The organism is Natrinema soli (assembly GCF_028618695.1).
In genome coordinates, this window is the sequence record NZ_JAQIVI010000297.1 from 36,054 (window position 1) to 49,607 (window position 13,554).

Consider the following 13,554-nt stretch of genomic DNA (forward strand, 5'->3'; position numbering starts at 1 on the left):
CTCCGACCCCCGCGTGTTCGAGTCGTAATCTGGTCGTCTTCGCAACATACCGCAGCACGGCCCCCCCCCCCAAACATTCATTATGTAAAGGAACACTGTTAGAAGTGTTCCTATGAAGGTGCACTCTCAGAGTCAGATCGACCGATACGAGCAGGCCGGCGTCTGGGGAGAGACGACATTACTTGACCGATTCTCCGATACGGTCGAGTCAGCGCCCGACCGCAAAGCAGTCGTCGATCCGCCGAACGCGGCCGAGCTAGTGGACCGTGACCCCGAGCAATTTACCTACGAGGCGTTCGCCGAGCGCGTCGGCGGCATCGCTGCCGGCCTCCGTGACCACGGCGTCGAGAAGAACGATGTCGTCGTCGTGCAACTGCCGAATACGTGGGAACTCGCCGCGCTCTACCTCGCCGTGGCCCGCGCCGGTGGTGTCATCTCACCGCTGCCAGTCCAGTGGCGACGGCGGGAACTCGACCACGTGGTCGAGTTGACCGACGCCGAACTGTTCGTCACGCTCGACGAATTCAATGGCTTCGATCACGTCGAGATGGCCCGGGACGCAGTCACGGATCTCGACTCGCTCGAAGAGATCGTGACGTTGACAGAGATTCGGGAGATGAGCGAACAGGAACCCGATCCCTCGGCGCTGGACGACGTCTCCATCGGGGCGAACGAAGTGTTCAACCTCGAGTGGACGTCCGGCACGACCGCGGCGCCGAAAGCGTGTCCGATGACGCATAACAACTGGCACGGGATGCCGATCCTGCCGCTTCTCGACTTCGAAATCGGCGAGCCACAGACCGTGCTGTGTACTGCACCGCTGGTGAACATGACTGCAGTCGGCGTCAATCTGATTCCGTGGCTGCTCACCGGCGGGACGTTCGTCATCCACCACCCGCTCGACTTCGACATCTTGGTCGATCAGATCCAGACCGAAGGGGTCACCTTCACGATTCTGGTGCCGACGGTGATGAATCGTCTCCTGAAACACCCCGGTGTTGACGACTTCGACCTAAGCGGTGTTGACACGATCGCGACTGGCTCGGCGGCGCCCGCGGAGTGGGCCCTCGAGGAGTTCCGGGATCGGTGGGGAATCGAGGTCGTGAACATCTGGGGGCAGAACGAGGGAACGGCGATCATTAGCGGACCGAAGACGACGCCGATGGCGCGTCGGGCGACGGACTTCCCCCAGTTCGGAGCAGATCGAGATGACACCGACTGGGCGTTCTCGGATCCCCGGGTCGACACCATCCGGACGAAGATAGTTGACGACACTGGCGACATCGTGACCGAGACCGGCGAGGTGGGCGAACTGGCCTACAAGGGGCCGGGCGTAATCGCCGAGTACTTCCGCCAGCCCGACCTCACCGACGACGCGTTCGACGACGAGGGGTACTTCTACACCGGCGACCTCTTCCAGATCGAAGACGATGGCTTCATCAGCTTCTTCGATAGAAAGAAGGACGTAATCATTCGTGGTGGATACACGATTTCGGCGAAAGAAGTCGAGAACGTCGTGCTCGAGCATCCAGACGTGGCCGACGCGGCCGTCGTCGGCATGCCGGACGAAGATCTCGGCGAACGCGTCTGCCTGTACGCAGTCCCCGTCAAGGGGAGCGACCTCTCACTTAAGGACATTACCAACACTTTGGAGGACGACCTCGCCATCTACAAACACCCCGAACGCCTTGAGGTCGTCGAGACGATTCCGCGAAACCCCGTCGGAAAGATACGGAAGACGGAACTTCGCGAGGATATTGCGGAGACCGCCGACACCGCTACCAATGGAGGTGAGGTCTGAATGGCTCCCGACACGCCAATCGACCGCGTCACGGTCGTCGGCGCGGGAACGATGGGCCACGGTATCGCCCAGACGTTCGCCCAAGCAGGGTACGACGTCGTACTGAACGATGTCGACGAGGAGATCCTGTCGACGGCACTCGAGAAGATCGAGGGAAGTCTCAGGAAACTCGACGAGTATGAGCCCGACACAGTCCTGGAGCGACTCGAAACCACGACCGACGACGAGGTTGCGTTTACAAGTGCGGATCTCGTCGTCGAGGCCGTCCCTGAAAACATCGATCTGAAGGTGGACGTGTTCAGTACCGCCGACGAGCTTGCGCCGGCCGACGCGATCCTCGCAACGAACACCAGCACGCTCCCGATTACGGAAATTGCCGAAGCGACAGAGCGGCCCGAACGAGTCGTCGGGATGCACTTCTCGAGTCCGGTACAGATGATGCCAATTCTCGAAGTTATCCGCGGCGAGGAGACGACGGACACGGTGTTCGAAACGGCGCAGGCGGTCGGCGAAGACATCGGAAAAACGCCCGTCCTCGTCGAGAAGGATGTTCCGGGCTTCCTCATCAACCGGATCAACTTGCGGTTCTGGACCGAGGCGCTCCGGCAGGTCGACGCGGGCATCCATGACACGGAAACGATCGATGCCGCGATTCGCCGGCTCGGATTCCCGATGGGACCGTTCGAAGTACTCGACTTCGCCGGCATCGACGTCTTTGAGATGGCGGCGCGGTCGATGCGCGAGCGCGGCGTGGCCCTGCACATCCCCGACCTCCTCACCGAGACGGTGGAAGCGGAGCGATACGGCATGAAGACGGGCGAGGGGTTCTACGAGTACCCCGAAGCCGGCGAGTACTCGCGGGTCGACATCCCACGTGAACCGCAGTACGACTTCGACCCCAAGGAAGTGATCGCGCCGGCAGTCAACGAGGCCGCGTGGCTGCTCGACAATGACGTCACGACCAAATCCGAGATCGGCACATCGGTGCAGATCGGGATGAACTGGCCTCGAGGCCTCCTGGCGTTCGCCGACGAGTACGGCATCGATCGACTCGTCGAGACGCTCGAGGACCTCCACGAGCGGACGGGCTGGGAGGAGTACGAACCCCACCCGCACCTCCGCGAGATGGTCGAGAACGACGAAGTCGGGCTCGCCGCTGGGAGCGGGTTCTACGAGTACGAGTACGAACGCAAGACGTTTGATACCGTCGTGTACGAGCGTCGGGAGTACACCGCGTGGATCACGCTGAACCGCCCGGACAGCTTGAACGCGTTGGACGAACGGACGTGGACGGGATTGAACGACGCGCTGGAACAGGCAGCGGCTGACGACGACGTGCGAGCCACAGTTCTTCGGGGTGCCGGCCGGGCGTTCTGTGCCGGCGACGATATCGCCGAGATTCTGAGCTGGGAGTCGACCGACGACGCGTCTACGATGGTCGAGACGGTCATGAAACCAGCCATCGAGACGATCCGTGAACACCCCAAGCCACTCGTCGCCGCCGTCGACGGCGTCGCCAACGGTGGAGGCTGCGAACTGGTGTTGTTGTGCGACCTCGCGGTTGCGGCCACGGACAGCGACTTCGCGTTGCCGGAAGCGCGAATCGGCGCGCTCCCGCCGATCGGGCTCACATACGGTCGGACGAGTCTCGGGAAGAAAGACATCATGGAGTTGGCACTCACGAACGATCAGGTGTCCGCGAAGCGTGCCCGGGAGATGGGGATCGTCAACTACGTCGTCGATAGCTCGCAGGTCGAGGACGTCACGCGGGAACTCGCTCGTGCGACGACCGGGTCGAGTCCGGGGTCCATCGAAGCGATCATCGACCTCTGGGTCGAAATGGAGGACGACCTCCTCGACGAGTGGGTCAACGAAGGACTGGAGACGCTGGTAGCCCGCACGCAGTCGGCGGAAGCGAAAGAGGGGCTCCAGGCGTTCCTCGACAAGGAGTCGCCGCCGTGGGAGCGCTGATCGTACGACCGCAGGCGTGACGTCTCCAGCAGGACACGTATTCTCAGAACGCTCTTCCATGAGCGAACACTTATAGGCATAGCATCGATACGGGAGCGTATGTGTCAAGTGCATCCTGACTATAATGAGTCGTCGGGCCTCGTCGTTGACGGGTCGATTCGTATTGCCGCCGATGGCAATCCAGTACTGATAGGGACCGAATGTTCCGAGTGCGGGTTCATCGTCTTTCCATCTCGATCGTTTTGCCGCAGTTGTCTTTCGGACAACGTTGCTGATGTCAAACTTGCACGAACAGGACAACTCGAGACCTACACCGTCGCACACACTGGTCAAGAAGGAATCGAACCGCCGTACGCGTTCGGCTTTGTGAACCTGGAAAACGTACAGATCTACTCCCTTCTCACCGAGTGGAAAGAACGATCACTCGAAGTCGGCGACCCGGTGGAACTGGTGCTCGAAAAGATCAGGACGGACTCGGAGACCGGTGAACCGTTGTTTGGCCATATGTTCCGCCCCATGGAGGAAGAACAGTGACTGAACACGAAGTAGCTGTCGTCAACGTCGGTCATTCAGACTTCGGCGAACTGGAGGGACAGCAGGTGACTGAGTTCGGGAGCAGAGCCGTTCGGGAAGCGCTCCTGTCTTCGAACGTCGAACCAGACGACATCGAGGAAGCGTATATTGGTAATGTCGCCACTACCGCCCAGGACCAAACTAGTGTTATTGGCCAAGCAATACTCCGAGAAGTAGGGGTGACAGGCGTTCCGATTACCCGAGTTGAGAACGCGTGTGCCAGCTCGACCTGTGCGTTCCAGGAGGCCTATAAGGGAGTCCAATCAGGCGAGTCCGACATCGTGCTCGCTATCGGTGTTGAGAAAATGACTGGTGTCCCGACGGAGGTCGCTCTCAAAGATATGGCTGGTGGGGCGGACGCAGAAGTTGAGGGTGCGATGGGGATGACGTTCATGGGTCTCTACGGGATGCGCGCTAACGCCTACATGGATCAATTCGGTAATGTCCGCGAGGAACTGGCTGATATCGCGGTCAAAAACCATGCCAATGGGCTCAAAAACCCACGGGCACATCTTCAGCTCAACGTTGACCGCGACGACGTCCTGGAATCCCGCATGATCTCCGATCCTATCCGGCTGCTTGATGCCTGTCCAATGTCAGATGGAGCAGCAGCGGCAGTCATCGCACGCGGCGAAATCGCCGAACAGTTAGTCGAGGAACCGATCTACGTCGATGCTGCCGAAATGTTGAGCGGCGAGTATCTCGAAGAGGTCAAATTCTGGCGTGAAGAACTCGACGAACGCGTGGCTCAAAAGGCCTACAGTGAGGCCGGTATCGGCCCGGATGATCTGGATGTTGTCGAAGTACATGATGCGGCCACCATCGGCGAGCTAATGCATTACGAAGGGCTCGGGTTAGCGGATCGGGGGGAAGGTGCCTCACTCGTCCGGAGTGGTGACGTGATGCTCAATGGTCGTATTCCGGTTAACCCAAGTGGTGGACTCAAGTCACGCGGTCATCCCGTTGGTGCGACGGGGGTGGCCCAGATCTGTGAACTCGTCTGGCAACTCCGTGGCGAGGCGGGAGCCCGGCAGGTTGAAAATCCGTCTATCGGATTAGCCCAGAACTCCGGTGGCGCACTCGTAGGTGAAGGCGGCGTTTCGACAGTAACGATCCTCAGTAACCGCTGAATTTTCTGATATTTTGATGGAAATCCGGTTTCATCCTTCTGTCTGAAGGTCTGTCAGCAGACCCATCTGAAACTCATTTCCAAGCGGTAACAACAGAAGACGTGTGGTTGTCACCCAAACTTATATACAATGGATTACGTAACAATAATTCATGGATGTCCTAGGTGGATTCCCATCAACTAGTGGAGACGAGTACCCCCTCAACACGACAAGATTCATCGAGGCGGCAGCACGAAACTTTCCTGACCGGGAAATCGTCTCAGGAACAGGCGAAGACCAGTTCCGGTACACCTACGGAGAGGCGTACGAACGGATGCAGCGCTTGGCCAATGCCCTCGAAGAATTGGGTGTCGAGGCCGGAGATCGCGTAGGGGTGCTTGCGTGGAACGATCACCGCCACCACGAGTGTTACTTCGGCATCCCCGGAATCGGTGCGGTCTTCCTGCAGCTCAACCTCCGGCTCCACCCGGATCAACTCCGGTACGTACTGAACCACTCCGAGCCCCGGTTTCTGGTCGTCGACGAGACGCTCCTCGAGGTCGCCGAAGGAGTGGCACCCGAGGTCGACTCCATCGAGGGCTACGTCGTCATGACAGACCGCGACGTGGAGGCAGTGGACACAGACCTCGAACCAACGTACTCCTATGAGGCGATGCTGGCGGACGCCGACCCAGCGTACGAGTGGCCGTTCATCGACGAGACTGCCGCCTACAGCGCTTGCTACACGACCGGGACGACGGGACGACCCAAAGGCGTCTATTACTCGCACCGGAACATCTACCTGCACACGATGCAGTTGGCGAATTCCATCGGTCTGTCGCACGACGACGCGGTCGCTGCGATCACACCGATGTTCCACGGCCAGGGCTGGGGACTGGCCTATAGTGCGACGTACACCGGAGCGAAACTCGCATTTCCTGGACGATACCGCGCGGAGGATCCCGAACCGCTCGTCGAACTTCTCAGTAACGAGGACATCACGGTGACGAACGGGGCACCGGCCATTTTCATGCCGATGCTCGACTACATTCGTAACCTAGATGACGCGCCTGATTGGGAGGGATTGCAGATGATGTCCGGCGCCACAGAGCCGCCGCTGGACATGATGCGGGGATACAAGGAACTCACCGGGGCGGAGGTTGTACATGCCTACGGTGCGACCGAGACGACGCCGCTGGTGACGATGAACTTCATCAAACCGTCGCTTCAGGAAGATATTTCGGATGAGGAACAACTCGATTTACGGCGAAAGCAAGGCTTGACCGTTCCAGGCATCGAGACGAAAATCGTCGATCCCGAAACCGGTGAGGAAGCCCCCCACGACGGTGAGTCGGTCGGAGAGATTCTCGTCCGAGGCCCGTGGGTAACGTGCAGTTATTACGACGACGACCGGACGGACGCGGCGTTCACTGACGACGGGTTCTGGAAGAGCGGCGACGCGGGAACAATCGACGAAGACGGCTATCTCAAGATCACCGACCGGATCAAGGACGTCATCAAGAGTGGTGGTGAATGGATTTCGTCGGTCGACATGGAGAACCTCCTCGTCGAACACCCGAAGGTCGTGGACGCCTGCGTCGTCGGTCTCGAGCATCCGGAGTGGGAGGAACGACCGTTCGCGCTCGTCGAAATCGAAGGTGACGCCTCTGTGGACAGAGCCGAACTCGACGAGATACTGTCCCAGCGGTTCGCGGACTGGCAACTCCCCGACGAGATCGAGTTCGTCGACGACATTCCGAAGACGAGCGTGGGAAAGAACAACAAGCAAGCCGTCCGTGATCAGTATGCGGAGGCCTACCTTGATTGAACACAGCACGATTCGACAACGATACCGGAGGACGACCCAATGACGGGTGTTAGTTTCGACGTAGACGAGGAGACGCGGCTCATCCTCGACAGTCTCGACGAGTTCATCGAGCGGGAAGTGGCCCCGCTCGAGGCCGACCTTGCAGAGGCGGTCAGGAATCCGCGGCTCGGACGACGGCCGAACGGGCAACCGACCCAGGAGGTGCTCGACGCGGTGCAGCAGGTTCGGCGGAAGAGCGGTGACGCCGGGTTCTACGGAATGGTTATGCCTGAGGAGGCGGGTGGAGAGGGCGTCTCCACACGCACCTGGTATGCTGCGAAGCGTCACGTCGCCTCGAAGGGACGCGGGCTTGCGGAACACGTACTTAAAGGCCCCGAGGGGCCGAATCCACTGTTGCTACACGCCGAAGGCAAGCAAGTCGAACGGTATCTCGAACCGGTGGTGCGCGGCGAGAAGTCAACGGCGTTCGCACAGACCGAACCAGACGTGGGGTCCGACTCGCCGGCGATGCGAACTCGGGCCGAGAAGAATGGTGACGAATGGGTCCTCAATGGACGGAAGCAGTGGATTACGAACGCGGCGTTCTGTGATTTCGCCCTCGTTCTCGCGAGAACGACGCCACTAGAGGACGTCGACCGGCGACTCGAGGGAATTACGTGCTTCATCGTCGAGCAAGACGAGTTCGAACTCGGCTCGGTCAACAACGCCATCGGTCTGGAAGGCTGGCAAGCCGAAATTCTGCTCGACGATGTCGTCGTTCCGGAATCACGCGTTCTCGGCCCCGTCGATGGGGCTTTTCGGGATGCAATGGCACTCCTGACGATGGGGCGCCTCGAACTCGGTGCAGAAGCAGTGGGGTACTCCCAGTACTTGCTTGAGCAGAGCAAAGCGTACGCCCAGGACCGAGAGGCGTTCGGACAGCCGATCGGCACGTTCCAGCAGGTGTCGACGATGTATGCGAAGGGGCGCGCGAAGACGTACATGGCCGACGCGGGCGGACTGCGTTGTGCATGGAACATGGATCAGGAGAACGATGTCGTTGAAGATGTTTCCATCTTCCATTGGTTCGCGACCAACGCGTTCTGGCAGATCGCAGACGACGCGGTCCAAATTCACGGGGCTAACGGGCTCTCGGAAGATAACCCGTTCGTCGACCACCTTCACCTAGCGCGAGTGCTCCGAATCGTCGAAGGGACCGACGAAATCCAACTCAACACGATCGCGAAGCAGAACGGACTCCTGTAACCGGTCCGTCTATCCCTAGAGTTATTAATGTGGATGGGTACCATGGACCATGGCTCAGAAAGCCAACGTCGAACCGTGGCAAGGAATGGCGAAACGCGACGTTCAAGACCTCATCGGTCAGATCCCACATCGGATGGCCCACAACTACCCGGATCGACCAGCCATCACGTTCCAAGGTGTGACCCGTACGTTCGATGAGTTTAATGCGGACTGTAATCGGTTGGCGAACGCATTGCTTAAAGCTGGCTTTGAGAAAGGCGATCGCTTCGCCTCACTCGGAATCAACTCCTATCAATACGTCGTAATCTGGTTCGGCTGTGCGAAAGCTGGCGTCATCCACATCCCGCTGAACCCGGAGCTAAAAGCAGACGAACTGGACTACTACATCGACCACGCCGAACCCCGGGGGCTCGCAGTCGACGACGAGCTATACGAGAGCGTCGCCGAGAAGTTCGACGACTGGGGCCCCGTTGATACCATCGTCACTATCGACAAGACCGACGATGTCACGGACCGGCCGCAGGCGACACGCCTTTCGACGTTCATGGAGCAAGGGTTAGCTGACGAACCGGGGGTCGAGGACCTCGATGCTGAGGACACAATCCAGATCTCCTACACTAGTGGGACGACCTCGAAGCCGAAGGGTGTGATGATGACCCACCGGACGTTGTTCTCCCAGTACGCGAGTTCGATTATCGACGGTGGGCTCGGCGGCGACGACACGGCTATCACCATGATGCCGCTGTTCCACGTCGCCCAGATGCACGCCCTTACCGTGGCGGACATCTACAATGGGGCCCACCAGATCATCCTTGAGGGCTTCGATCCAGACCGCGTCCTATCACTCATTGAGGACGAGGAGGTAACACGGCTTTTCGGCCTTCCCAACATGTATCGAGAACTCGTCAACCACGATGCTTTCGAAGAAACTGATCTTAGTTCGCTCGAACTCTGTGTCTATGCGATGGCTCCGATGCCCGGATCAGAGGTACAGGAGATGATGGAACAGTTCGGTGCCGGGTTCGAGATCTACTTCGGCCAGACGGAGATGATGCCCGTGACGACCATCCTCCCCCCGGAACTCCACGACACGAAGGCGGGATCCGTCGGCATCCCCGTACGAAACGTGGAGGTCGGAATCATGGACGACGACGGGAACATGCTCGGGCGTGAAGAGAAGGGCGAGATTGTCTACCGGGGTGGTCAGGTGATGAAGGGTTACTACAATGACCCTGAGAAGACCGCTGAGGCCTTCGAGTATGGGTGGTTCCACTCCGGCGACATCGGCCGCCTCGACGAGGACGGTGTCCTCTGGTTTGAGGACCGGAAGAAAGACATGGTGAAGACAGGCGGCGAGAACGTCGCGTCGATCGAAGTCGAGGAAGTGCTAATGGAACACCCTGACGTCGAAGAGGCGACGATTATCGGTGTCCCGCATCCGAAGTGGAACGAGGGCATCACCGCCGTCGTCAGTTCGTCGAAGGACGACCTGCCCGAGGACGACATCATCGACTACGTTAGCGAACGGAAGGCCGGGTTTAAGGTGCCGAAGACGGTCATCTTCGTCGAAGAGTTTCCCCGAACGGCGACGGGGAAAATCCAAAAGTACGAACTTCGTGACGCATACGCAGATATCTATCAAGAAGCGGGTTAGTGACTCCGTCTGCTAAGAATTCACCCATCCCAGGCCCTGGGATATCATGCTTAGATGTTGGCGAGTCGGTCGATGTTGCCATCTCATTCTCTTCTCGGCCAGTGAGGGGACCTCGTGGACTTCAATCATCCCTGTGACCCCTCTTGACTGCCTCAGTGCTATGGTTCGACTTGGTCTGCAAGGGCTACTTTGTCGATCTTCTGTGAACCAGTGCGCGGGAACTCGTCGACAAAGACGATTCGCCGGGGTTTCATGTATCCCGGCAGGTCCTCTCGGGACTCGCAGAACGCCTCCACCTCCTCTTCCGTAATATCATCGCCGATGATTGCCGCAGTAACGGCTTCGCCCCATCGATCGTGATCAGTCCCGAAGACAGCTACAGCCTCGACGTTGGGCATGTCCTGGAGGACGTTCTCGACCTTACTCGGCGGCACCTTCTCTCCGCCCGAGTGGATGATGTCGTCTTTCCGGTCGACGTAGTAGAAGTATCCGTCTTCGTCTCGGCGGACGATGTCTTCCGTGTGTAACCAGCCGTCTGTAAACAGCGCCTCGTTGCGGTCCGGACGCTCCCAGTACCCTGGTGTGATGATGTCCCCACGCAAGAGGAGTTCGCCCTGTTCGCCCGGTTCGACTTCTTCGCCCGTCTCGATGTCGACTACCTTCCCCCGGACAGCGGGTGTAAGCTTCCCGAGTGCACCGGGCGGAAGGTCGTCTTCGGGGTCGAGCGTGATACTGACGCCCGCGTTTTCGGTCTGACCGTAGTAGTTACTGAGTTCGACCTGGAATGTCTCCCTGAAATTGTCGAGAAGCGGCTCCGGCGCAGGGGAGCCGCCGAAGAAACAGAACCTCAATGAAGTAGTGTCATACTCGGACGCTTCAGCCGCCTCAAGCGTATCGACCATCATCGTCGGAACCAAGCCGGTATAGGTGGCGCCGACGTCCTCGATAGCTCGAAGTAACTCATCGGGGTCCCACTTTGGCAGGATTGCGACAGTACCACCGGAGAACAGTGGCATGAGTGCGGGGCCGTGGAGTCCACCCACGTGGAACAGTGGCATGGCGACCACGGCTGTGTCGTCCGGGGCCAGCCTGAAGACGGCGATTCCCGAATCGACCTGTGCGCCGATGTTTCGGTGGGTCTGGACCACACCTTTCGGGTCCCCTGTTGTCCCGGAGGTATGCATGATAATCGCGGGATCTTCGTCTAACCGTTTAACACGCGATGGGGCCTCGTTTGCTGCTGGGAACTCTGTAAATTCGCCTTCTTCGTCGACTTCAACGACGTGTTCGAGGCTTATAACTCGACTTTCGAGTTCGTCAGTCTTGTCAGCAATGACTCCCGATGTGAATAAGACCGTCGGCTGGATGTCTTCAAGAACGAAGACGAGATCATCGACACCGAACCGGATGTTCAACGGCGATGCGACAGCACCGACGTGCCAAATCCCGAAAATCAGTGGAACGTACGCGGGACAGTTCGGCATGTAGACGGCGATATGGTCGTCCTCTCCGATATCACGCTCGTCGAGCAAAGCTGCAACACGGTGTACCTGTGCTTCCAGGTCGTTATAAGTGAGATCGTCAACGTCCCTGCGTTTGATAGCCGGCGAATCTGATTGTTGTTTGACTTGGCGTGCTAGGTATTCGCACAGATTCATAGAACACTTGTCTATCTTGAGTGTAAAATAGCTTCCGCTCATCTGTAGAAGTCAGCACGTGGAATTTTATCGAACGTATATGTTCACCTCCAGCGGATTACAAGGTAGCGAGAAGATATTGTTGACACGCCAATTCGGCGTTTTACTGGGGCGAGTTCGACAATCCCAATGCCGTTCGCTGATTCACGAAATTCCCCATACAGTGGTGCCAATTGATAATTAATTCCTCGTCTGTTCTCGGTCGTCTCATGTCCTGAGCCGACTGATTCCTACCAAGAACTACAACCGTCATCGACCGAATCAGGCATTAGATGGCAACACTCTGACCGAGGAGGTGCAGAACTAAACAGTGCTACGGGGAGAATAGCCCTACAAGAACAAGTCGTGGGACTGTAGACCGGCACAATCCCAAACTGCGGTGCGGGAAACCGCGCCCCTCAGGGTTCGGAGGATGTCAGTTTTGCCAGCTAGTTGATTTTGTGAACGAGACGATAGGAGTAGTAACTGGATGCTTGACAGCCCCCTAAATTTGCGTGCACCGAGTGCACGGCGCTCTCTATCCGCTGTGCCTCGAACCGCGTCCCGGAGCGGGTCACATCACCGCCGCGAGATTCTCGAACAGTTCATCCTCGCGGTCCGCAAGCGTGTGTGCGTGCTCACTCGCATCACTGAGACGTCCCGCTCGTTCGTCCCCGTCGTCGGTCTCGCTGACGGCCTTCAACTCCTCGCCCAGGACTGTCCAGTCGTCCGCGATGCGGTGCATGCGCTCGCCGAACCGGGGATCGAAACCGGCGTCCGTCCCGAGGGTGTCGAGGAAGTCGGCGTAGAGCCGGCGGAACGCGCCGCCGCCCGTCCCGCGACGCTCGATGTTCTGGTACGCGAACCGCGCCATCCACTGTACGTCTTCGAACGCGGTCCACTCGGGCAGTTCGTCCGCGAACGCCCGGATTGCATCCACGCCACCGCTACCGAACCCTCGGCCACCCTCCAGCATCGTTTTCGTCGCTGACTCGACGGCGTCGCGGGTTGCATCTTCGACGGCTGTCCGTTCGCCCGAATTGTCGACGGCGAGCCAGCGACGGTCGAGGGGGCCGAACCCGTACTCCGAACTCCATGCGGCGTCGAACTCGGTTTTTGTGACCGGCTGGGGCTCCGGGAACTCGCTGTCCGAAATCGTCACGGTGTCGGCGTCGATCCCAGCGACGACGACCGTGTGGGGACCGAAGTGCGTGTCACTCCCAAAGTCTGGGAGGTAGTAGAGGTCGACGAAACACAGGACCGGCCCCGACTCGAGACGTGTCTCGAGCGCCTTCCAGGCGGCGTCGCGAGGCTGACCGTCCCTGTGGGTGACGGGGAGACCGAGGTGATCGAAGAACGCTGGTTCAAGGTGTGCATTCCGGCCAATGATCATCCGTGATGTGGGACCCTCCTGGTGGTAGCCGAAGCCGATGCCCGCTCCCAGTCCAAAACAGGCGGGTTCGTCGAACCCCCAGTCGTAGAATGCGCTTAGATTCCGGAGAGACGCGGACCCGCAATGGTCTCCCGGCGTGTGCGTGTATCCATGCATGCTCGTCGGTGCGGCAGCGACCGAAAAAACGTTACCGGTCGTCCGGGGTCCGTCGACGCTCCGGCGCAGTTCGGCCGTACAGTCAAACATGGTGCGCTGGCCGGTTCGGGAGTAGTACGCCGCGTTGGTACTCGACGCGAACGGGGAG

Annotated in this window: 9 protein-coding genes; 7 read left to right on the plus strand and 2 right to left on the minus strand. The window is 59.1% G+C overall.

The genetic code is table 11. The features are described 5' to 3' along the window. Positions 1-112 precede the first annotated feature (112 nt). From PGX04_RS17860 to PGX04_RS17890, 7 genes are all read left to right on the plus strand, one after another. Positions 113-1,801 carry a class I adenylate-forming enzyme family protein gene (locus tag PGX04_RS17860; RefSeq protein ID WP_273739752.1) on the plus strand — a complete coding sequence of 563 codons (1,689 nt, stop codon included), beginning with the start codon at positions 113-115 and terminating at the stop codon, positions 1,799-1,801. After that, a complete protein-coding gene (locus tag PGX04_RS17865) occupies positions 1,802-3,772 on the plus strand; it encodes a 3-hydroxyacyl-CoA dehydrogenase/enoyl-CoA hydratase family protein (protein WP_273739753.1) in 1,971 nt (656 codons plus the stop codon). Positions 3,773-3,871: 99 nt separating this feature from the next. Further along, positions 3,872-4,306 (plus strand): Zn-ribbon domain-containing OB-fold protein, encoded by a 435-nt coding sequence (locus PGX04_RS17870; RefSeq protein ID WP_273739754.1) that lies wholly within the window; start codon positions 3,872-3,874, stop codon positions 4,304-4,306. Next, positions 4,303-5,475 (plus strand): thiolase C-terminal domain-containing protein, encoded by a 1,173-nt coding sequence (locus tag PGX04_RS17875; protein WP_273739755.1) that lies wholly within the window; start codon positions 4,303-4,305, stop codon positions 5,473-5,475. Before PGX04_RS17870 ends, PGX04_RS17875 begins: the two co-directional genes overlap by 4 nt. 151 nt (positions 5,476-5,626) lie before the next feature. Next, entirely contained in the window at positions 5,627-7,282 is a 1,656-nt protein-coding gene (locus PGX04_RS17880) for a long-chain-fatty-acid--CoA ligase (protein ID WP_273739756.1), read from the plus strand. A gap of 39 nt (positions 7,283-7,321) precedes the next feature. After that, complete coding sequence (locus tag PGX04_RS17885; RefSeq protein WP_273739757.1) at positions 7,322-8,527, plus strand: acyl-CoA dehydrogenase family protein; 1,206 nt, start codon at positions 7,322-7,324, stop codon at positions 8,525-8,527. A gap of 49 nt (positions 8,528-8,576) precedes the next feature. Next, on the plus strand, positions 8,577-10,181 hold the full coding sequence (locus PGX04_RS17890; RefSeq protein ID WP_273739758.1) for an AMP-binding protein: 1,605 nt from the start codon (positions 8,577-8,579) through the stop codon (positions 10,179-10,181). 158 nt (positions 10,182-10,339) lie between these two features. Here PGX04_RS17890 and PGX04_RS17895 read toward each other — a convergent pair whose 3' ends face one another. Next, on the minus strand, positions 10,340-11,839 hold the full coding sequence (locus PGX04_RS17895) for a class I adenylate-forming enzyme family protein (protein ID WP_273739759.1): 1,500 nt from the start codon (positions 11,837-11,839) through the stop codon (positions 10,340-10,342). Positions 11,840-12,431: 592 nt separating this feature from the next. Further along, on the minus strand, positions 12,432-13,406 hold the full coding sequence (locus PGX04_RS17900) for a DUF4872 domain-containing protein (RefSeq protein ID WP_273739760.1): 975 nt from the start codon (positions 13,404-13,406) through the stop codon (positions 12,432-12,434). Between the last annotated feature and the right edge of the window lie 148 nt (positions 13,407-13,554).